The sequence below is a fragment of the Thermanaerothrix daxensis genome, from assembly GCF_001306145.1.
Taxonomy (GTDB): Bacteria; Chloroflexota; Anaerolineae; order Anaerolineales; family Anaerolineaceae; genus Thermanaerothrix; species Thermanaerothrix daxensis.
Genome location: NZ_LGKO01000005.1, coordinates 101,079 through 121,024, shown reverse-complemented (window position 1 = coordinate 121,024; position 19,946 = coordinate 101,079). Strand labels below are relative to the sequence as shown.

Below are 19,946 nucleotides of genomic sequence, written 5' to 3'. Positions count from 1 at the left end.
CCTCTCATGGGAAGGGCATGTTAATGCTATCACGCGAAGCGGAATATGGGAAAGTGGAATTGAGAGTTTAAGAACCCTCTGCCAAATGCTTCAATCCCTCACGATCAACAAGGATGAACTCCGTCCGGGTCACCTCGATCATGTTCCGATCTGCCAGGTAGTAAAGGGTGCGGCAGACCACCTCGCGCGTGGTGCCGATGCGCGCGGCAATTTCATCCAGGGTCAAAGTACGTGGAATGGCGGGGCTTTCTGTGGCCTGGAAGTGCTCAAGCAGTAAGTGTGCCAGCCGTGCCGTTACGGGCTGAAACGCCAGACGTTCCAGCAGGATGTTTGCTCGCAGCATGTACTGAAGCATCAGGCGCGCTAATGCCCACCCTATTCCCCCCTTAACCAGCAAGGGCTCTAAGACCGCTCGCGACCATATGGCCAGGGTGGCAGGTTGGGCAGCCTCCAGAGTAACTGGCAGCAAGAGACCCTCTTCAAAAAAAGCAGGGCCCCAAAAGATCTCATTTCTGGAAAAAGTCGTCACCATCAATGCCCGGCCCTCGGGTGAGACTTTAACCGCCTGGATTTCCCCTTTCAGAATCAAGAAAAGATGAGGCCATTCATCACCTTGTACCGCCACCACCTCGCCTTTCTGATACGGGTGTACCCGGGCATGTTGGGCAAGGTACATTTGCTCTTCCTCTTCCAGGGAGGCAAAGACAGAATGCGTTTGGAGCACATCGAAGAGTTTCATAACTCCATTCTATCTTATTTGCGTTAAGTTAAAGCCGCCTTGACCGCCTTTGTGCTATGTTTCACACAGACGGGAGGTGAACATGCGGCCTACCCACTTGTTGAGGCTTTTCGTACTAATCTTAGCAAACATCCTGATCTCCGCCTGTCAGTCTGAAAAGAATCCCTGTCAATCTGCGGGCGAACCCCCTTCTTATCTGACAGCCTTACCCACCCCCATGCCTCCGACAACCCCAACGCCAGGACCCTCCCCAACCCCCATCCTGGTCAAGATCGGAGGAAAGATGGTGGTGGTAGATAAAGTTGTTGAAGGTCCCCTCTGCAATGATACCTGGAGCGGCACCGTCTACGTTTCGTGCAAAGTCCAGGTCATGGCCTGGGAGCGATCCCCCACATTTCTGAAAGGTTGCAATCTAACCATTGCCCCAGGAACGGTTGTTTATGTAGCGGCTCATCATGATGCGGCTTATTACAATGGCTGTTCCTGCCACACCGGCGAAATTAACAATCCATAGAAAACGAGGAGGCTAGGATGAAAAATCGTCAAGTTTTAGGTGGTGTATTGGCGCTCATTGCAGCCCTCATGGGGATCATTGGGCACATTGTACTTTTCCTGCAATGGTACCGCGTTGGGATGAGCGCCGAATCCGCCGAGCCAGGATGTGAAATCTTATTGAAATACATTCACCCACTGATGGCAGATTTCGGCTTGTCGGCGGGAGTTTTCTTCGCCGTGAGCGCCTACGGATTCTTTACCGGGCGCTCCTGGGCCTTTTTCCTTTCCACTATCGGGTTGGTACTGGCCCTGTTAGGATCGTGGTTTGTAAATGTCCCCTATATGGCCGCCGGCTTACCCCCGGTCTACTTCCCCCTCTTCTGGCCCTACCTGGCGCTGTATTTTCTATTCTTAAGAGCCGTGGAAAAAGTGTCCTGGCGCCAGACGCTGTTGGGGCTATTGACAGGCATGGCATACATTTTTTGCTGGATGAATGGCGTCTCAAGCACCAGCCGTATAATCACCCACGGGGATCCCATTTTTACCCTGGTGCAACGTCTGCATTGGATAGCCATGTTGGGTTGGGCCGTTGTAACCCTAGCCATTCTGCATAAGCCCCGTGAATGGGCACGGGTGATGGGATTACTTGCCGCAACCACCGAACTGGTGGTTGGCATCCCGTTAGCGGTGGTAACCGCACAACAATTGGGGCGTTTCTCGCTCTTTGCCCTGGCCCCCTTAGCCAGCTTGGGTTTACTCGTAATTCTGATTCAACCCCGATGGTGGGATTATTTCGTAAAGCCACGTGCGTAAAGGATGCTCTTCCTATGCCCCAAAGGTTCCTAAGGGATTTCCCCTTAGGAACATTCGTTATGGGTCATTTCACAGTTAGGGATTAACCTTAGTCAAAGACCAGGTGCGTTTTTGTGATTAACATAACAAATGGGGCAAAGGGTCAGAGAATCCACTTTGCCAGGAGATTGGCTATGCTTACGATTCGGCAGCGCTTGAGTTATCTTTTCGGTTCGACCAAAGGCTTAATTTTAGTAGCCGTTGCCATGATCGGGCTGGAAACCGCATTATTCGGGATGTTATCGGGTCCCATGGCAGAATTGGGGGTACGGGATTGGATTGTACGCTCCCTGGGGATGCAGTTATTACCTGCAGAGCGCGAGGGACGCATCATTATTCTCTACCACACGATTGCTATGGGGGTTATTGCCATTGAGACCTACATCATCACCGCCCTCCTGAAAATGAAAACATTTCTCCGCACAGCAGTGCGAACTCTGATCACCGTGGGGTACCTGGTCGCGATGATTTCTGGAATGGGGTTCGCTTACTGGGGGCACAACTGGGCTTTACACGGTCTGTACATCGCTGGTCTAACCCTGATCTTCTTCGCTGGTGTGTTGCTCTGCATCGCTTTGTGGCCTTGGGATCGGGCTTACTTCGTCACCACCAAGGCTTACGCTCACACCCGCAACGGCGTTGACCTTGAACGGGTGGCTTTCTTTACCACCGCTCTCACCACTGTGATCTCGGCCCTCTTTGGAGCCGTGCCCGGGGCGTACTTTGGCAACGGATTTCGGGTCTTCCTGGCCGAGAACATTATCCGCTTACCGGAAAAAACCGGCTTTCAGTATGCAGTTATTGGGCATCTCCACATCATGCTGGCGCTTATTGCCATCATGTTAACGCTTATCATCGGGCGCTGGTTAGATTTCAAAGGCATTTTACATAAAATTGCCATGCCCCTGTTCATCCTGGGTACCCTTGTTCTCAATCTGGGAGTCTGGGGAGTGGTAACACCCCTGGAGCCCATTGCCCATATGATTATTTACGTGGGAGCCACCCCGGCCATGCTGGGGGCTTTAATGCTGGTCATTTATGGTTGGGACGAGTTGATCCGCGAAGGGAGCCAGGGATTTGTCAAACCAAATGCGATCCAGAAATTACGTGCCTTGCTTCACGACCCCCTGCGTTTTGGCCCGCTCTGGCAAATGGTATTCATGAATTTCACCGTCAGCGGGGTTGGAATTTTTGTTGCTGTAAGGTTGGACGAGATCTTCCGTCAATGGCCCGCGCGTGAAGAACGCCTTATCCTGACTGGCCATTGGCACGTCCTTTCCGGGATCATTGCCACCATCATCTTGCTCTACTACGGAGACATGATCGGTCTGAAAGGGCTTGTGCGTCGGCTCTACGGTTGGGGGGTGATTGTGTTCTCCGACCTAGCTTTTGCAGCCGTGACCGTTTACGAACTTAAGCGCCTGGTAGTGAGTGAAAGTGCTCAACAATCCTTGGTCAACACCGTGCTCCTGCTCACCGACATCGGTTTGGGAACGGTGCTGGTCATTCTAGCCTTGATTCTGGTCTGGCGATTGCTGGATCTGTTTCGGCGCCAGGGCCGTTGGGCAGAAGAAGCCCAACAAAGTGACCCCGCATTGGAGGTAAAGGCATGAGGCATGTACAATTTTCCTCTATTTGTGAAATGATTCCTCGCCTTACATGGGGGCTCTTTTGCCTGCTCGGCCTGCTGGGATTGAGCGCCTGTCGTTCCAGCGTGGCCGAAGCCTCGGTATTAAGCGTTGACACTAGTATTGATCCGGAGGCCTGGGTGGTCATTCCGGCAGGGCCTTTCCTGGCCGGGCAGTTTAATGATCAGGTTACCCTGACACACTCTTATACTATCATGGTCACGGATGTTACTGTTGAACAATACACCCGTTTTCTCAATCAAGCGCTGGCCGATGGATTTGTCAAAATTGAGGCGGACCAACTGGTAGGCTTTTATCCTGGCGACCCGTTCCATGGGGCAAAACACGAGGAAGCCATCTCTCCCAAAAATTACCCCTTTGTGCCGCTTAACGATCCCGCCTCTCCCTTCACTTTCGATGGAAAGATCTTTGCCCCCCGCTCCGGCTTAAGCAATCACCCAATGACCAACGTTTCCTGGTTCGGGGCCTGGGGATACTGCCGCTATTACGGATACCGCTTGCCAACTGGCCTAGAATGGGAAAAAGCCGCGCGCGGAATTGACGGACGACCTTATCCCTGGGGATGGGATCTCACAAAGGCAAATGCCAATTTCTACGCCAGTGGCGATCCTTTTGAGGATATGCGAACCTACGGGTCCGGCACCACCCCTGTCGGATTTTACAATGGGGAGACTTACGCCGGTTTTGCCACCCTGGACTCTCCCAGCCCATACGGGCTTTACGATATGGCGGGAAATGTCTGGCAGTGGGTAAGTGACATTACCCCGGGCATGCATTATCGCTTCATGCGCGGCGGCTCTAAAGACAGCTACCCTCCAGATTTACGGGTGTGGGTAACCAACAATGCCACTCCTTCATATTACGGACCCGGGACGGGCTTTCGCTGTGTGCGCGAACCCTGAGGCGTGCTGTCACTTTCGGAGGTGTTTATGCAAACATGGTTAACGGTGATCAAACAGCGGATCAGGCTCTATGGTTCGCTGATTAAACCTTTACAAACTGGCTTGCTCCTGGCTACCGGGTTGGCCGGTTACATGAGTGCCCGTTGCCCAGTCTATCACCTGGACAGTGTGTTCGTCCTCGGGGTCAGTCTTGGATTGGCTATCAGCGGGAGCACCGTACTCAATATGTGGTGGGACCGCGATATTGATGCCAAAATGCAGCGTACCCAGAGCCGACCACTGGCCGCGGGCGTCCTTACGCCCCACGAGACATTCATTTTGGGGGTCATCCTTTCAGTACTGGGCGTGGGTTGGGCATTCGGTATCAGCACGGGCTACGGCTGGATTGTCTTCGCTGGCTGGTTTTTCGATGTAATCGTTTATACCCTCTGGCTAAAGCGCCGCACCTGCTGGAGCATCCTCTGGGGGGGCATCTCAGGAGGAATGCCGGTTTTAGCAGGGCGTACCCTGGGGACAGGGACCATTGATGGGATTGGCCTTTTGCTGGCCCTGGCCGTCCTGTTTTGGATACCCACGCACATCCTGACTTTCTCTTTGAAGCACTTTAATGAATATCAGGCTGCCCACATCCCGACCTTTCCCGCACGCTATGGCTTCAGGACCACCCGATTGATCATAACTATCTCCAGTCTGTTAGCCACTGCTGCCATTACATTAGCGGGAATTTGGCTGGGCATGCAATGGGGTTATCTACGCCTGCTGTTGGTCCTTTCAGCCGGGTTGCTCTGTCTGGCCTTGATCGTCATGCTTAGACCTACCGAACGCACCCACTTTAGCCTGTATAAATATGCTTCGCTTTACATGCTTTCTGCCATGCTCCTTCTGGCTCTCTGACCCATGCGTGCAAAGTTCTCCTTTGTCCTCCCTCTTGCTCTCACCGCTCTGCTTTCTGCCTGGCAAATTGCAGCGGGTCACCCTGGAAGCACACCCTTTGCCACTTGGGCCTATACCCTGGGTTTTGGCATCCTCCTGGTAGCGAGCGTTTGGTTGATCCTCATGGGGCGAGAAGTGTTAAATAGCGTCGTTGGAGTCTGGTTCGCGGCCCTAATCCCCTTGAGCCTCTCCCTGGGATTGGTTAACGAATATGCCCCGACTTTCACCAGCGCTTATCTGGGTTTCATACTGATTGGCTGGGTGGGCATCGCCATAACCCGGTTTATGAGAGCCCATCCGACTCTACGGGTGGGAGCAGTGGCTTTCGTCCATGGAGTCGCTGGTCTGGTTATCGTGGGACTGCCTCTATTGGCTTTTGCACTGTATCAAATCAGGCCTTTTATCCTTGGAATGAGTTTAGGGGGGGCCATCATTGGCATTAGTGGCATGATCTTACTCTGGCAGCGGATGGGGCGTTCGGCAAGCAAATGGGACAAATGGATGGAACGACTCCCGTGGTCACTATTGTTTTCAACCCTCTGCCTGGTTATCGGCCTTAATCTACGCTGAGGTAAGCAGTTGGAGATCTTTCAAAATTCACCTTTCAATTTAGGGAGGGCACCATGAAAGAATTACCTGGATGGATTCGCTTTTTGCGCATTTTGGCGATCCTCATGATGGGAATAACCGCCCTTTTCACCCTGGCCAGCGGCCTGGGAACGAGTTGCGTTGCCATTAACCCTAACGGGTTTGGACCGAATATGGCTCCACTGGCTCGCTTTCAGTGGCTATATATCTTGTTCGTGATCATCACAACATCTATTGGTATATTGGGAATACGCGCAGTTGTTCTCCTGATTCGCAGGCACACAGGCGCCCACCAATATGCGGTGAGGGTCTTGATCGCGGGTTTGCTGGTTGGTGTGCTCCATATGGCGACCTCGCGGGCCCTGCGCGGGAAATCCATGCCAGTGGATGCAGTCGTTTATACCACTGCCCTTACCCTCATCTTCTTTTTGGTCTTCCTTCTACCCAGATTGCGGTCTGTTTTCGCAGGTACCAGGCAGGATACAACACACGGGAGCGACCAAATCGCTGCCTTTACGCTCTGGGTAACCGGCATCTTTACATTGACTCTACCATTTTGGATGGCCGCAACTCACACCTGGAATGGGGTAAATTGGGCCGCCGCCTTCCCAGTTCTGAGAATATTAGCAGGGGTAGGGCAGGTAGGGTTGGGGGTTTATTTATTCGTCCGAAAGTGGCACTTCCATATCCATTTACCTTTAACCCCTCCTCACTCTGAACCCCTGCTACGCCGCTAGGTGCACCCTATTGTGGACCCTTCCTGGCCTTGCCGCGGAGTGCGGCAAGGCCAGATGTTTTTTATGAATCTGAAACATTAAGACAATCACTTGCCGCTAATTGGCCAAAGAAAACGGCCCTCGAGATCAAACTTTGAAACCCCTCCAAACCCAAGATTATACAAATAGGGGCTATACAAAGGCTGTATAATATGCTACACTATGTACAACAACAGGCCGAATGTACCGACTTGAAAAGGAGAAGGCCATGCCCAGCATTTTAGAACTTTCTGATGAACCCAAGTACACCATCAAGGCCGTTAGCGCCCAGACGGGTGTGCGCCCGGTGACCCTGCGCGCCTGGGAACGACGGCACGAGGTGCTCACCCCGCACCGCTCCGAGAACCGGTACCGACTCTACTCCGACCGCGATGTGGCCATCCTGCGCTGGCTCAAAGACCGCACCGACAACGGCCTGAGCATCAGCGAGGCAGTGGCTGAACTGCGCCAGATGGTCCGCAACGGCTTGTGGCCCGAGGCCATTCCTACCACGCCTCAGGCTCCAACCCGGCCCGCCAGCGCTGCTCCGGAGGTTTATACCCAGCAACTTTACAAAGCCCTGATCCGGCATGATGAAGCCCGCGCGAGCGAGATCCTGCGCGAGGCCATGAGCAGCTACGCCCTGCGCCCCTTGTTTGAACAAGTGCTGGTCCCCTGTTTGGTTCAGATTGGAGAAGCGTGGTACCGGGGCGATATTCGCATTACAACCGAGCACTTTGCCAGCGCCTTTTTACGCGGTAAACTGCTGACTCTCTTACAAACCTACCCCGTGCGCCGGGGGAATCCCTTCATCCTGGTAGGCGGAGCGCCTTATGAGCAGCACGAACTAGGCGCCCTGATGCTGGCTATCCTGCTGCGCAGTGAAGGGTATCGCGTGGAGTACCTGGGGCCCGACATTCCCTTGGAGGATCTGGTTGATTATGCCCGCGAAGAGCGCCCCGCGCTGATCGTTCTGACCGCCACCTCAGAAGAATCCGCCCTGGCGATGCGCCGCCTGCAGGAAAAATTATCCCGACTGCGCCCGACGCCGCTTTTCGGGTACGGAGGGGCTGCCTTTCTCAGGATGCCCGATCTGATCCAGCGCGTACCGGGCGTTTTCCTGGGCAAGACCCTCTCGGAGGGCGCGGATAAAATCGGTGACCTGTTGAAGAGTACCTCGCGCACCGTCCGTTAAGGGGCTTGTGCAAGCAACGCGGGCTTGTACAAAGGAGATACATATAGCACTCCTCTGTGATAATATTTACATATATCATCCATATAGGTAGAATTGCGCCCAATCAAAATTAGATGGAAAACACTGAGAGCTCTCACGATCCTTACGCGCCGGTCTACAACATCAAGGCTGTATCGCGCCTGGTAGGGCTACCGCCCGTCACTTTACGTGCCTGGGAACGCCGCTACGGCCTGCCTCACCCCCGTCGCAGCCACCAGGGCTACCGCCTTTACTCCGAGTACGATCTCCACCTGCTGCGCTGGCTCAAACAGCAAATCGAGAGCGGTTTAAGCATTGGACGGGCGGTGGAGTACTGGCGCGAGTTACGCTCCCTGGGCCGTGACCCGGTGGCCGAGCAAACGCGCTTTTACCCCATCCGGCAGCCCATCTCCCCCAGCCACCTGGCCCGCGACCTCTACGAGGCCCTGACGCACTTCAACGAAGAAGCCGCCACCGAAATCTTGCGCCGTGCCTCAGCGCTGTACGCCATTGACCAGGTGCTGGCTGAGGTCGTACAGCCCATGCTGGTGGAAATTGGCGAGGCCTGGCACCGCGGTGAGTTGCCGGTTGCCGTGGAGCATTTTGCCACTCAGTTCTGTTTACAGCATCTGATGAGCCTGCTGGCCGCCTCGGCACCGCCCCGCCACCCTGGTGTCATCGTCGCCGCCTGCGCCCCGGGCGAAACCCATCAGATTGGCCTGCTCATGCTGGTGGTAATGCTGCGCTGGCGTGGGTGGAATGTGAAGTACCTGGGCCAGGACCTGAAACTGGAGGGCATGGCCGAAGCATTGGGACCGCTCAAGCCGCGCCTGCTGCTGTTCACGGCCACCCGGCCGGAAGTGACGCGCAACCTGCTCGATCTGCCACAGGCCCTTGCCGCATTTCCCGACCCTAAACCCTGGGTCGTGCTGGGTGGCCAGGCATTCCAGGATCTGCGTTTACCCGAAGAGATCCCTGCCATCTACCTGCGGGCACCTCTCCCCGAAGCCGTCGCTCTGATTGAACGTTTGATGCAAGAACACATCTCCAAGACCTCCCGGAGGTGACTCTCTCATGCTACGAAACAACCGACGTTTATCTTCAATTTTCCTAATCGTTTTCATTGATCTGCTGGGTTTTGGGCTGATTTTGCCCCTCCTGCCCTATTATGCCGAAACCTTTGGCGCCACGGATTTTGAGGTGGGGCTGCTGGTAGCCGTTTACGCAGCCGCCCAATTTGTTGGCACCCCCCTGCTAGGACGCCTTTCTGACCGGGTGGGGCGACGGCCGGTGCTGCTGATCAGCATTGCTGGCAACCTGGTCGGGTTCGTTCTGCTGGCCCTGGCGCAGTCCCTTGAAATGCTCTTTGTCGCGCGCATTCTGGCCGGCTTCACCGGCGGAAACATCAGCGTGGCCCAGGCCTACATCAGCGATGTCACGGATGCACGCAGCCGTGCCCGTGGCCTGGGGCTGATCGGGGCCGCTTTCGGGTTGGGTTTTATCATCGGCCCGGCCCTGGGAGGATTGCTCTCGCAGTGGGGGTTTGCGGTGCCGGCGCTGGGCGCTGCAGCGCTCTCGTTGATTAACTTCCTCCTGGTCGTTGCCTGGTTGCCCGAATCCCTGACGGCGCAAGCACGCCAGGATGCTCGCGAGCGCCCTCCGCTGACGTTACGAGCCATGGTAGAAGCGCTGCGCAAGCCCCTGGTCGGGCCCTTACTGCACACCCGCTTTTTCTTTGCACTGGCCTTCTCGATGTTCCAGACCATCTTCGCTCTCTACGCCCTGCGGCGCTTTGACCTGGGCGCGCGGGAGACGGGCTACATTTTGGCTTATGTGGGACTGCTCTCGGTCCTGGTGCAGGGCGTGGCAGTTGGGAAATTGGCTCAGCGCTTCGAGGAGCGCACGCTCATCCTGGCCTCCACGGCTCTGATGGCCCTCTCCTTAATCGGATGGGCATTGGCCCCAAGCGTGCCGGTTCTCCTGCTGATCCTGGCTCCCACCGCTCTCAGCGGGGGCGTGCTCAACACCGTCATCAACAGCGCCATTAGCAAGACGGTTGCCCCCATTGAAGTCGGCGGCACGCTGGGAATCGCCTCGGCACTGGAAGCCCTGACGCGCATCCTATCCCCTGCCGTGGGCAGCCTTCTGCTGGCCAACCTGGGAACATGGGCACCTGGTGTGTTCAGTGGTGTTCTGTTACTGTGGCTTACCACCTATGTCTGGCGCTATGTTTATCGGGCTCCCCTCTCCCTGGAGTTCCAAAGGCAACCGGTAGTGAAAGTCACTCCAGAACAGTAACCCCAAGATGCCAGAATTTCGCCATCGCTTCACCTTGAAGGCGCCTCTCGAAGCCGTCATCGCCTTTCATCAACAGCCCCAGGCGTTGGCACGGCTTACCCCACCCCCTTTGTGCCTAGAGATCCTCTACCATGAACCCCTGGGCGAGGGCTCCCGTCTGCGGTTCCGCTTGAGCCTGGGTCTCTTCTCAATCTTTTGGGAGGCCATCCATCGCGAGGTGGATTTCAGGCAGGGGTTTACGGATGAGCAGGTGCAAGGTCCTCTGAAATTCTGGCGTCACCGACACACCTTTATCCCTCTGGATGCCAATCACACCGTTGTTGAGGACCAAATCCGATACACTTACCGCCCCGGGTGGCGCCACCTCTGGACGCGCGTGATCTTCTCACCATTGGGGTTGCGCTTCCTGTTCACCTATCGTCAGCACGCGCTGGCCCGCGCCCTGGCTCACAGGGGAACGCCCTAAAGATTTTTTCTAGCGCGTAGGTTCAAGCCCCAGGCGTTCATTCTTTCGCTCGCACCTTGACAATCCTTATACAAAGACGGGGTGCCCCGTCTCGCTCTATGCTATAACTGAAATCGGAATAATTCACACCTTGGAGGGACATCTCATGTCAAAACGCGTCATTGTCATAGGCTCCGGATTCGGCGGTCTGGCCGTTGCCATACGTCTGGCCGCACGGGGCTACCCGGTCACGATATTCGAAAAGCGCGACAAGCCGGGCGGCCGAGCCTACGTGTATGAAATGGATGGATTCAAATTTGACGGCGGGCCCACCGTCATCACAGCACCCTTTTTATTCGATGAATTGTTTGAACTGGCTGGGCGCAAGCGTGAGGATTATGTCACCTTTGTACCGGTCAATCCCTTTTACCGCATTTTCGACGCTGAGGGGCGTTCTTTTGAATATAACAACCAAACAGATCTGATCTACGCTCAAATTGAAAAATGGAATCCGGCCGATAAAGAAGGGTACCGGCGTTTTTTGGAAAGCACCCGCCCCATCTTCGAGAAGGGGTTTCTGCAACTGGCCGATCAGCCGTTCACCCACCTGAAAGACATGCTCAAAGTGGCCCCAGATCTGGTGCGACTGCGTTCTTATCAAAGTGTTTATACTTATGTCTCTCAATTTGTGCAGAATGATTTTCTGCGCCAGGTCTTTTCCTTCCACCCCCTCCTGATCGGGGGCAATCCGTACGATGCCAGCAGTATTTATGCCATGATCCACTACCTGGAGCGCGAATGGGGCGTTTACTTTGCTATGGGCGGTACAGGGGCACTGGTAAATGCGCTGGTGCGCCTGTTCCAGGAAATGGGCGGGCGGTTGGTGCTCAATGCCGAGGTGGACGAAATCCTGGTAGATACAGGGCGGCGGCGCGTGCAGGGCATCCGCCTGAAAGACGGTAGCGTGGAGACAGCAGATATCATCATCTCAAACGCTGATGTCGCCTTCACCTACCGCTACCTCATCCCAGAAGTCTACCGACGCAAATACACCAACCGTCGCATCGAACGCATGCGCTACAGCATGTCCCTGTTCGTGATCTACTTTGGTACCCGACGGCGCTACCTGGATAGTCGCCTGGCACACCACAACATCATCCTGGGCCCCCGCTACAAGGGATTGCTGGATGACATCTTCCGCCGCAAGGTGCTGGCTGAAGATTTCTCGCTCTACCTGCACATGCCCACGCTCACCGACCCCTCGCTGGCACCCGAAGGCCATGAAGCCTTCTACGTCCTCTCGCCGGTCCCGCACCTGGGGGGTAAGGTAAACTGGGAGGAAACCGCCATCCCCTACAAGAACCGCATCCTGGAGTTCCTGGAAGCCCACTACCTGCCTGGTCTACGTGAAAATCTGGTGGTTGAACATTACATTGACCCGCTCCACTTCCGCGATGTGCTCAACAGTTATCTTGGCTCTGCCTTCTCGGTGGAACCCATCCTGACCCAATCGGCCTGGTTCCGGCCGCATAACCGCTCGGAGGAATTCGAAAATCTCTACTTTGTCGGTGCGGGCACTCACCCGGGCGCCGGTTTACCGGGTGTGGTGTCTTCGGCTAAGGTGGTTGAAAAACTCATTCTCAACCCGCCATCCTCCTGACCAGGACCATGTCATGACCCGGCAATCCCCGCTCCACTCACCTGCCCCCCTGCGCCCAGCCGAGGCTTTTGCGCTCACAGAAGCGGTGATCAAATCATACTCGCGCACTTTCTACTTTGCTACCGCGCTATTACCACGCCGGGAACGGCAGGCCATCCGTGCGCTGTATGCCTTCTGCCGCGCCACCGACGACCTGGTAGACTCGCAATGCGCCACTCTGAACGACCTGGAGCGCTGGCGGGCGCAGGTGGCCCTAGAGCCCGAAGACCAACCTCATCCCCTGCTATATGCCTGGGGCATGGTACGACGTATCCACGGAGTGGACCGCCGCTATGAACAGGCGCTGATTGACGGGGTTGCCATGGACCTGACCTACTGTCAGTACAGCACCTGGGATGACCTGCGGCTGTACTGCTACCACGTTGCCTCCACAGTGGGGCTATTGGCCATCCCCATCATTGGCCTGGCACCGGGTGCCACCTTCGAGCAAGCCGCTCCTTTCGCAATTGAACTGGGAATTGCGTTGCAACTGACTAACATCCTGCGCGATGTGGGGGAGGATGCCCACCGTGGACGGGTTTACTTGCCCCAAGAGGACCTGGAGAAGTTCGGCCTCCAGCGCGAGGACATTCTGAACGGCGTGATGGACTCCCGCTTCATCGGGCTGATGCAATTCGAGATCGCCCGCGCCCGCGTCCTCTACCGCCGCGCTCTACCGGGCATACGTCTGCTCCACCCGCGTGCGCGTCCGGCGGTGGGAGCCGCCGCTTTGTTATATGCTGCCATACTGCATGAAATTGAGCGGATCGGTTATCAGGTGCATACCCGCCGCGCCCACACCTCCACCTGGCGCAAGCTCCGCTTACTGCCCACCATCTTGCTGCAGGTCCAACGCCTGCCCCCGTTAGAAAACGTACTGGCCTCCGAACTTCCACCCCCGGACCTACCCCGGGATTCCTTAATGGAGGAATGGGGAAAACCCGAGACAGCCTAGCCGGCCGAGAACGACCTCACCATTCAGACGCTCGCTAAGCAGAAGAGGGGATATTCTCCCTACGGCCGTGAAGGCATGTCTCTATCCCGGTGCCGAATTTGGGGTTATACTATATGCAGTAAAAAGTTGTCAGACATTTTGATGAGGTGAGCCATGGCCAGCGAACGACCTATTGAATGGTGGATTAACCCGCGCGCACGGGCCGGGTTTGACCCGGCGGTGGTACAGGCACTGCTTCCCCCCGAAGTTCCGTGGCAAGCGCGGCGGTTTCACCGCCAGTTGCCGGGCTACCGCATGAGCCCTTTGGTGGGATTGCCCAATCTGGCCGCGCGTCTCGGCCTGGGGGGCATCTGGGTCAAAGACGAATCGGCTCGCCTGGATCTACGCTCGTTCAAGGTGTTGGGAGGGTCTTACGCCATATACCGGTGGGTGCGAGAGCGTCTGGGCATTACCGACCGCGAGCTCTCCTTTGCCGAACTGAGCAGCGGCGCTTTGCGCGAGCGCCTGGGCGAGATCACCTTTGCCGCCGCCACCGACGGCAATCACGGGCGCGGGGTGGCCTGGTCTGCTGCGCAAATGGGATTTAAAGCGGTCATTTACGTCCATAAACTGACCTCTCAACAGCGCATCCAGGCCATTCAGCAGACTGGCGCCAAGGTGGTAGTGATTGATGGCACCTACGACGATGCCGTGCGTCAGGTCAACGAAGATGCCCAGCGCTATGGTTGGGTGGTCATCTCAGATACAGCCTGGGAAGGGTATGAATCCATCCCCACGTGGGTCATGCAGGGCTACACCACCATGCTCAGCGAAGCCCAGGAGCAACTGGCTGCCCAGGGGTTGAGCAAACCGACCCACGTTTTCGTCCAGGCCGGAGTCGGCTCACTGGCTGCCGCCACGCTGGGTTATTACGCCAACCTCTTCGGCCCGGAGCGCCCGCTCTCGGTGGTCGTCGAACCGACCAAAGCCGCCTGTCTGTACCTTTCGGCCAAAATTGGCGATGGTCAGCCGCATAAGTTTGAAGGAGACTTGGACACCATCATGGCGGGCCTGGCTTGTGGCGAGCCCAACCCCTTGGCCTGGCGGGTTCTCTACCAAATCGCTGATGTCTTCGCCATTTGCCCGGATTACGTGGCCGCCAAGGGGATGCGTGTGTACGGCGTTCCTCTGCGCGGCGATCCCATGATCATCTCCGGCGAATCGGGAGCGGTTACGTTAGGCGCCCTGCTCTTTATCATGGAGTACCCCGGCGCACGCGAACTGCGCGATTACCTCGGTCTGGGACCGCATTCACAGGTACTGCTGATCAACTCCGAGGGGAACACCTCGCCGGATGATTTCCGTTACGTTATGTGGGAAGGTGGCAACCCCGTCCCCGACGAGTACAAAATCTTTCGCAGCAGTCTGCACGGTTAGCCACAGCGCTTCGCTCCCACCCCGCGGGGTAACCCCCGGGTTAATTCATCTGTACCGAGGGGGCATTTTGCGTTTTCGGCTACAATTAAGACACCACCGGTGAAAATACTTCTCAGCCAGTGCCCCCTGCCACCCATGCTTCACCAAAGTCGGGCAGAACACTAAACGGAAGCCCTCCATGAGTTTCGCGGTTGAACTTTATTTTGGTCCCCCTGCGGAAATGCTAGTGCTCCAAGTGTGGGGTTGGCTTGCCGAAGCCCGAGTGAGTTCCTCCATGCGCGAGAGTGGTTACCGCCCCCACCTCTCCTTAGGAATTAGTGACCGTCTCCATCTGGGGGAAGTCGTGGCTGCGCTCGAGCAGTTTGCCCGCCAATACGCCCCATTTCCCCTCACATTTTCGAGCCTGGGTGTCTTTCCCACCCCAGAAGCCACCGTGTATCTGGGCGTCACAGTCACGCACTTCCTTCTCAACTTCCACGCCCAATTCCAGACCGTCTTTGAGCCTTGCACCGAGGGTCTTTGGGAGCATTATCGGGTAGGTGCGTGGGTGCCCCATTGTACGCTGGCATTCGGCCTGCCATCGAATCGCGTGCCAGAAGCCATTGCCATTGCCCAGAGAGTGACCCTCCCCATTCAAACGCAGGGGATTGCCCTGGGCATCACTGAGGTCTCCCCGGCTCACAGCAAATCGCTCCGCCTCTTTCCTCTGGGTGGTGGGGCGGTCCTGAATCCGGCCTTATGATGAGGCACAACCATACCAGCCCAATTCTCCCCTCCTGGTGGATCTGAGTAGACCGGGATAGGACCATCCCTTATAACGAGGAGGTTATCATGAGAACGCTATCCCGACGATTAATCGGTCTTGCACTGGTCATCACAGCAATCTTCGGCCTGCTGATCAACCTGGCTGGGGTGGCAGGGGTGTGGTGGGCACGGAAGCCCGTCACCCAATCGCTGACCTCAGGGGTGCGGTTAATCATCACCACCCTTGAGACCACCTCACGGGGACTGGAAGTGGTCTCACAGTCGCTGAGCGCGGCCAAAGCCAGTGTGATCCATCTGGACGAAGCCCTCACAACGCTGGAAAATTCCATTGAAGACACGGCCCGATTGATGGATTCGCTGGTGGCGCTGACCGGGCGCAGTCTACCCACCACCGTCAAAGCCGCGCAAGGCTCCCTTTTGGCCGCCCAGACCAGCGCCCAGGTACTGGAAGGGGTGTTGCACGCCGTAACCTCCATTCCCTTCTTCCCCGGCAAGCCTTACACCCCCGAGATGCCCCTCTCCACCGCACTGGGAGAGGTGGCAACCAGCCTAGATGGGCTATCGGCCTCTTTCTCCGACATGGAAAATGGGCTGAAAAATACAGGAGGCAACCTGGGCCGCATCCAAAGCGAAACTCGTCGCATGGCCGGGGAGATCCGGCACATCCGTGAAAGCCTGGAGAACGCCCAAGCGGTCGTCGCAGAATACCAGACTACCACCCAGAATCTGCTGGAATCCGCAAGGCGGCTGGAAGCCAACCTGCCCCGTATGATCACGCTGTTGACCATCGCACTGACGGTACTGCTGGTGGGAATGGGGCTGACCCAGGCAGGGCTGTTCCTGCAGGGATGGGACATGCTCAAAGGGTCAGCGCAGAAACTTGCGACCCCCGCCACGGATTGAGCTCCGGCCAGTAGGCTTTGCCCACCCTCCACCCAGATGTCAATTGTCATTCGTCATCATTGGGAGAGAATGAGGTTTGACACTTGCTCCGCCCCCAAAAGGGGTTTAGAATAACATTCGTTCTTGTGAATAACCTTCAACTTCGGATTCGCAGCCAATGCCCGATACATCCCTTTCTGATCCCACCCTGGAAGCCACAATCGGGACCCAAGCCCATGCGCTGGCAACCCTCCTGCAAGCGACCGAAATCTATCAGGCCTTTGTGCAGGCCTACCAGGCTGCCAGCCATGATGAGCGGGTACGGCGGTTAACTGCCCAAATCCGTGAGCATCATGCTGCGATGCAGAGAAATGAGGGCGACTTCCTGGCCCATTCACAGGCTCAGGAGCAACTGATGGATGAGATGAACGCTTTGCCGGTGATGCAGGCTTATCGTCAACGTGAAGCCGAGGTAATCCACCTTTTGGCCGAGGTAGATGCTGTGATCAGCCAGGCCGCCGGCGTGGCTTTTGCTCGCAACGCGCGCCGCAGCGGCTGTGCCTGTGGGCACTAAACAATGTACACCGTAATAAGGAGAGTACAACCTTGCTGAGCCCTGAGATTATCGCCGCTGCCCAAGCCCTGGGCGAAAGCCTGCGCCAGCACCCCCTGGTACAGGCCTATCATCTAGCCCTGAGCCGTTTCGAAGCCGATCCCGAGGCGGTGGATTTGGAACAGCGCCTTTACGCACTATTTACCGATTTGGTACGCCGCCAGGAGGGGGGTGAGGTGCTTTCTCGTGCAGAAATTCAATTCTACAACAACCTCAAGCAACAAGTTTTTCAACATCCCAGCATCCAGGCGCGTGAGGAGGCCTTGAACGCGTTGAAACCCTACCTGGCGACAATCGCCGATGAATTGACCCTCCGCCTTGGCATAGATTACTCCGCCGCTGTGTTAGCCGTCGAGAACCACTCAGCCTGATTTCTTCATTTGAGGAGGTGCCCATGCTGAACATCAAAATCCTGGGAACCGGTTGTGCCAGATGCTACGCGCTCGAACAGGCAGCGCGAGGCGCGCTTCAACAACTTCTTCAGGAAATCCCCGACCTTCCGGCCACCCTGGAGCATATCAGAGATATTCTGGCTATTGAACAATACCCGGTGCTACTCACTCCGGCGTTGGTTGTGAATGAAAAAGTGGTATGTGCCGGACGACTGCCCAAGCGTGAGGAAATTCTGGCCTGGTACCGTCAAGCCTTGAGCGGCAACGGTCAAAAAGCGGGTTAAGATACAGGTGTGCGAAATTCCCTGAAAATTCTGTGGATGATTTCCGGGGTGGTAGGATTGGCAATCGGTTGTACATTGCACACGCCCATCACGTCCCCGTCACCCCCTGCCCTCACCCCTCTCCTTGCCACCTCCAGCCCGTCCCCCTCTCCGTTCGCCACCCAAGCGCTTTCCACCCTTACTCCACCCCCAACGCTTCCGCCCACGGCCACCTCTTCCACACCCGCCGACCTGGTAGAAGTGCTGCGGGAGGTGAAAGATGCGCTTAGCCACCAGCGGGCAGAAGCACTGGTCGGGGTGATCGGCGATCAAGGAGTTGCCTTTGCCCCCTTTGCTGTTGGCGCCACCCCACCGGGCTACAACAATGCGCCGGAAATCATAGCGCCCATACGCCAGGCCTTGCAAGCCGGCACCCCGACCTGCCTGGGTTACAATCCGGAATACGGCGAAAGCCCCCAGAAAGCCCTGCTGGTCTTGGGTGACCTCGCTCTGGACTGGGAGGCGCTGAGTCTGAGTGGCCGTGGGGTGGTAGCAACCGGCTTGATCTTCTACCGCCGCGCCGCGGGTTGGGAACTCACTTTCATCGTCCCCCTGCCCGAATGGGCCTGGCCCGACTTGCAGGCCACGCTACGGCCCTGCCCCTGAAGCCACCCGCAGACGCTCCGCCGAATCCCCTGCCGACACTGCCCCCTGAGATTAGGGTGTAGGGATGACCCGATACACCCGCATGCCCTTATCATCCGAGATGTACATGGCCCCCTCCGGGCCAAAGATGACATCCGCCGGGCGTCCCCAGGTGGCCGTATCGCCGCAGGGTTTTCCCGCCGCGCGAAAACCATCCACAAAAGGCTCAGCCGAAACCGGTTGGCCGAGATCATCCAACAGGATGCGCTCCACCTTGCAATCACGATAATTCGCCGGGCTCGTATTCCACGAACCGTGGTAGGCCACGTAGAGGCTTTGGCGGTAAGCCGGTGGGAAGAGCGTTCCCGCCCCCAGCGTCATCCCCAATGGAGCACTGTGAGCCGAGGCTGTAAACAGCGCCGGGACGGCCTGGGCACAATTCAGACCGCTCGGCAGAGCCAATCGTTCGTCACGGACCTCCAGCCCACTGACCCGCCCCACCCCAGGCGTGTAGCAGTACGGCCAGCCGTACCAGGCGCCGCGCTGCACGGGAATAATGATTTCCTCCGGCGGCAGATCATCACCCAGCCCGTCACTGCCGTTGTGGTCGGCCCACAGGTCACCGGAGGGGATCCACAGAAAATCCACACTGTTGCGCAATCCCCATGCCCACAGCGGACGCCTGTGAGGATCTGCGTCGCCAGCAAAGGGATTATCGGCGGGAATGCTGCCATCCAAGTTAAAGCGCAGGATGGCCGCCCGACGCGGATCTTCTTCCTCACATACATTGCAACTCGAGCCCGCGCTCACATAGAGTTTTCCATCCGGGCCAATGTGCAGGGTGCGACTGGAATGCCCCACCGGGGGTGGAATGTTATCGGTGACCAACTTGCGCGTCTCCAGACTCCCATTGCCATCCTCATCCCGCAGGCGCTCAACACGATCTCCCTCGGCCACGTAAAGCCAGCCCGCGTGCCACTCCAGCCCGTGCGGCAAATACAGGTCGCTCGCCACCACCTCGACCGCATCCGCCAGCCCATCTGCGTCGCGATCGGGCAGGCGCGCAATCTGCCCGCTGTTCATCAGGCTCACGTAGAGCCAGCCATCCGGCCCAAATGCCATGAAGCGAGGGCGGGCCGGTAGATTCTGCGCAAAAATGCGAATGGCAAAGCCGGGCGGCACCCGTAATCGGCTTGCGGCTTCATCCGGCGGTGGCAGAGGCAAACCCCGCCCTACCAGAGGCAGGTAGAGGGTGGTAACCCCACCTGTCTGCGCCCCAACCTGCTGGCCGGCCCAACCCAGCCCGGCGATCAACAAAAGGCCTAAAATGATGCGACACATTTTCATCTTTTCCCATCCCTGGGGAGGTAGATCGGCACTCCCCTCACCCGGCTAACTTTCTGGCTCCGTAAATGACCTAACACCGGGCAAGACGAACTGTGCGCAC

The 19,946-nt window shown here is 57.0% G+C and carries 22 protein-coding genes; 20 read left to right on the top strand and 2 right to left on the bottom strand.

Features of this window, described 5'->3' with window-relative positions:
* Nucleotides 1-67: 67 nt before the first annotated feature.
* The gene (locus SE15_RS09240) at nt 68-739 is read right to left on the bottom strand and encodes a Crp/Fnr family transcriptional regulator (protein ID WP_054521838.1); all 672 of its coding nucleotides are present in this window, start codon (nt 737-739) and stop codon (nt 68-70) included.
* 82 nt (nt 740-821) lie between these two features.
* Between SE15_RS09240 and SE15_RS09235 the strand changes: the two genes are divergently transcribed.
* From SE15_RS09235 to SE15_RS09140, 20 genes are all read left to right on the top strand, one after another.
* A complete protein-coding gene (locus SE15_RS09235; protein WP_054521837.1) occupies nt 822-1,253 on the top strand; it encodes a hypothetical protein in 432 nt (143 codons plus the stop codon).
* Nucleotides 1,254-1,270: 17 nt separating this feature from the next.
* Nucleotides 1,271-2,047 carry a hypothetical protein gene (locus tag SE15_RS09230; RefSeq protein WP_054521836.1) on the top strand — a complete coding sequence of 259 codons (777 nt, stop codon included), beginning with the start codon at nt 1,271-1,273 and terminating at the stop codon, nt 2,045-2,047.
* A 173-nt stretch (nt 2,048-2,220) separates the two neighbouring features.
* On the top strand, nt 2,221-3,699 hold the full coding sequence (locus SE15_RS09225; RefSeq protein WP_054521835.1) for a hypothetical protein: 1,479 nt from the start codon (nt 2,221-2,223) through the stop codon (nt 3,697-3,699).
* Entirely contained in the window at nt 3,696-4,637 is a 942-nt protein-coding gene (locus SE15_RS09220) for a formylglycine-generating enzyme family protein (protein ID WP_054521834.1), read from the top strand. Before SE15_RS09225 ends, SE15_RS09220 begins: the two co-directional genes overlap by 4 nt.
* A 27-nt stretch (nt 4,638-4,664) precedes the next feature.
* Nucleotides 4,665-5,531 (top strand): protoheme IX farnesyltransferase, encoded by an 867-nt coding sequence (locus SE15_RS09215; RefSeq protein WP_054521833.1) that lies wholly within the window; start codon nt 4,665-4,667, stop codon nt 5,529-5,531.
* Between the two features lie 3 nt (nt 5,532-5,534).
* Nucleotides 5,535-6,140, top strand: coding sequence for a hypothetical protein (locus tag SE15_RS09210; RefSeq protein WP_054521832.1), 606 nt, complete (start codon nt 5,535-5,537; stop codon nt 6,138-6,140).
* Nucleotides 6,141-6,193: 53 nt separating this feature from the next.
* Entirely contained in the window at nt 6,194-6,895 is a 702-nt protein-coding gene (locus SE15_RS09205; protein ID WP_054521831.1) for a hypothetical protein, read from the top strand.
* Nucleotides 6,896-7,142: 247 nt separating this feature from the next.
* A complete protein-coding gene (locus SE15_RS09200) occupies nt 7,143-8,108 on the top strand; it encodes a MerR family transcriptional regulator (protein WP_054521830.1) in 966 nt (321 codons plus the stop codon).
* A 113-nt stretch (nt 8,109-8,221) separates the two neighbouring features.
* Nucleotides 8,222-9,193 carry a MerR family transcriptional regulator gene (locus SE15_RS09195; protein ID WP_054521829.1) on the top strand — a complete coding sequence of 324 codons (972 nt, stop codon included), beginning with the start codon at nt 8,222-8,224 and terminating at the stop codon, nt 9,191-9,193.
* Nucleotides 9,194-9,200: 7 nt separating this feature from the next.
* The gene (locus SE15_RS09190) at nt 9,201-10,424 is read left to right on the top strand and encodes an MFS transporter (RefSeq protein ID WP_054521828.1); all 1,224 of its coding nucleotides are present in this window, start codon (nt 9,201-9,203) and stop codon (nt 10,422-10,424) included.
* 7 nt (nt 10,425-10,431) lie between these two features.
* Nucleotides 10,432-10,890, top strand: a complete 459-nt coding sequence (locus tag SE15_RS09185; RefSeq protein WP_054521827.1) for an SRPBCC family protein — start codon at nt 10,432-10,434, stop codon at nt 10,888-10,890.
* A gap of 145 nt (nt 10,891-11,035) precedes the next feature.
* On the top strand, nt 11,036-12,529 hold the full coding sequence (locus SE15_RS09180) for a phytoene desaturase (RefSeq protein ID WP_054521826.1): 1,494 nt from the start codon (nt 11,036-11,038) through the stop codon (nt 12,527-12,529).
* A gap of 13 nt (nt 12,530-12,542) precedes the next feature.
* Nucleotides 12,543-13,523 (top strand): phytoene/squalene synthase family protein, encoded by a 981-nt coding sequence (locus SE15_RS09175; RefSeq protein WP_054521825.1) that lies wholly within the window; start codon nt 12,543-12,545, stop codon nt 13,521-13,523.
* A gap of 153 nt (nt 13,524-13,676) precedes the next feature.
* Nucleotides 13,677-14,939 (top strand): diaminopropionate ammonia-lyase, encoded by a 1,263-nt coding sequence (locus SE15_RS09170; RefSeq protein WP_054521824.1) that lies wholly within the window; start codon nt 13,677-13,679, stop codon nt 14,937-14,939.
* A gap of 178 nt (nt 14,940-15,117) precedes the next feature.
* Nucleotides 15,118-15,681: a 2'-5' RNA ligase family protein gene (locus tag SE15_RS09165; protein ID WP_054521823.1), complete on the top strand. Its 564-nt coding sequence runs from the start codon at nt 15,118-15,120 to the stop codon at nt 15,679-15,681.
* Between the two features lie 89 nt (nt 15,682-15,770).
* Nucleotides 15,771-16,607 (top strand): hypothetical protein, encoded by an 837-nt coding sequence (locus SE15_RS09160; protein ID WP_054521822.1) that lies wholly within the window; start codon nt 15,771-15,773, stop codon nt 16,605-16,607.
* 157 nt (nt 16,608-16,764) lie between these two features.
* Complete coding sequence (locus tag SE15_RS09155) at nt 16,765-17,160, top strand: YlbF family regulator (protein WP_054521821.1); 396 nt, start codon at nt 16,765-16,767, stop codon at nt 17,158-17,160.
* Between the two features lie 32 nt (nt 17,161-17,192).
* Nucleotides 17,193-17,570, top strand: coding sequence for a YlbF family regulator (locus SE15_RS09150; RefSeq protein WP_054521820.1), 378 nt, complete (start codon nt 17,193-17,195; stop codon nt 17,568-17,570).
* Between the two features lie 23 nt (nt 17,571-17,593).
* Complete coding sequence (locus SE15_RS09145; protein ID WP_054521819.1) at nt 17,594-17,875, top strand: thioredoxin family protein; 282 nt, start codon at nt 17,594-17,596, stop codon at nt 17,873-17,875.
* 9 nt (nt 17,876-17,884) lie between these two features.
* Nucleotides 17,885-18,520, top strand: coding sequence for a hypothetical protein (locus SE15_RS09140; RefSeq protein ID WP_054521818.1), 636 nt, complete (start codon nt 17,885-17,887; stop codon nt 18,518-18,520).
* A gap of 51 nt (nt 18,521-18,571) precedes the next feature.
* On the opposite strand, the gene SE15_RS09135 is transcribed toward SE15_RS09140, so the two are convergent.
* Nucleotides 18,572-19,846 (bottom strand): PQQ-dependent sugar dehydrogenase, encoded by a 1,275-nt coding sequence (locus tag SE15_RS09135; RefSeq protein WP_054521817.1) that lies wholly within the window; start codon nt 19,844-19,846, stop codon nt 18,572-18,574.
* Nucleotides 19,847-19,946: the final 100 nt, after the last annotated feature.

Excerpts from the sequence above, each read along its gene's own strand:
- SE15_RS09185 (WP_054521827.1), top strand. The coding sequence starts at position 10,432 with ATGCCAGAATTTCGCCATCGCTTCACCTTGAAGGCGCCTCTCGAAGCC.
- SE15_RS09225 (WP_054521835.1), top strand. The coding sequence starts at position 2,221 with ATGCTTACGATTCGGCAGCGCTTGAGTTATCTTTTCGGTTCGACCAAA.
- SE15_RS09215 (WP_054521833.1), top strand. The coding sequence starts at position 4,665 with ATGCAAACATGGTTAACGGTGATCAAACAGCGGATCAGGCTCTATGGT.
- SE15_RS09220 (WP_054521834.1), top strand. The coding sequence starts at position 3,696 with ATGAGGCATGTACAATTTTCCTCTATTTGTGAAATGATTCCTCGCCTT.
- SE15_RS09240 (WP_054521838.1), bottom strand. The coding sequence starts at position 739 with ATGAAACTCTTCGATGTGCTCCAAACGCATTCTGTCTTTGCCTCCCTG.
- SE15_RS09190 (WP_054521828.1), top strand. The coding sequence starts at position 9,201 with ATGCTACGAAACAACCGACGTTTATCTTCAATTTTCCTAATCGTTTTC.
- SE15_RS09145 (WP_054521819.1), top strand. The coding sequence starts at position 17,594 with ATGCTGAACATCAAAATCCTGGGAACCGGTTGTGCCAGATGCTACGCG.
- SE15_RS09165 (WP_054521823.1), top strand. The coding sequence starts at position 15,118 with ATGAGTTTCGCGGTTGAACTTTATTTTGGTCCCCCTGCGGAAATGCTA.
- SE15_RS09235 (WP_054521837.1), top strand. The coding sequence starts at position 822 with ATGCGGCCTACCCACTTGTTGAGGCTTTTCGTACTAATCTTAGCAAAC.
- SE15_RS09180 (WP_054521826.1), top strand. The coding sequence starts at position 11,036 with ATGTCAAAACGCGTCATTGTCATAGGCTCCGGATTCGGCGGTCTGGCC.
- SE15_RS09175 (WP_054521825.1), top strand. The coding sequence starts at position 12,543 with ATGACCCGGCAATCCCCGCTCCACTCACCTGCCCCCCTGCGCCCAGCC.
- SE15_RS09170 (WP_054521824.1), top strand. The coding sequence starts at position 13,677 with ATGGCCAGCGAACGACCTATTGAATGGTGGATTAACCCGCGCGCACGG.
- SE15_RS09230 (WP_054521836.1), top strand. The coding sequence starts at position 1,271 with ATGAAAAATCGTCAAGTTTTAGGTGGTGTATTGGCGCTCATTGCAGCC.
- SE15_RS09155 (WP_054521821.1), top strand. The coding sequence starts at position 16,765 with ATGCCCGATACATCCCTTTCTGATCCCACCCTGGAAGCCACAATCGGG.
- SE15_RS09135 (WP_054521817.1), bottom strand. The coding sequence starts at position 19,846 with ATGAAAATGTGTCGCATCATTTTAGGCCTTTTGTTGATCGCCGGGCTG.
- SE15_RS09205 (WP_054521831.1), top strand. The coding sequence starts at position 6,194 with ATGAAAGAATTACCTGGATGGATTCGCTTTTTGCGCATTTTGGCGATC.
- SE15_RS09160 (WP_054521822.1), top strand. The coding sequence starts at position 15,771 with ATGAGAACGCTATCCCGACGATTAATCGGTCTTGCACTGGTCATCACA.
- SE15_RS09200 (WP_054521830.1), top strand. The coding sequence starts at position 7,143 with ATGCCCAGCATTTTAGAACTTTCTGATGAACCCAAGTACACCATCAAG.
- SE15_RS09195 (WP_054521829.1), top strand. The coding sequence starts at position 8,222 with ATGGAAAACACTGAGAGCTCTCACGATCCTTACGCGCCGGTCTACAAC.
- SE15_RS09210 (WP_054521832.1), top strand. The coding sequence starts at position 5,535 with ATGCGTGCAAAGTTCTCCTTTGTCCTCCCTCTTGCTCTCACCGCTCTG.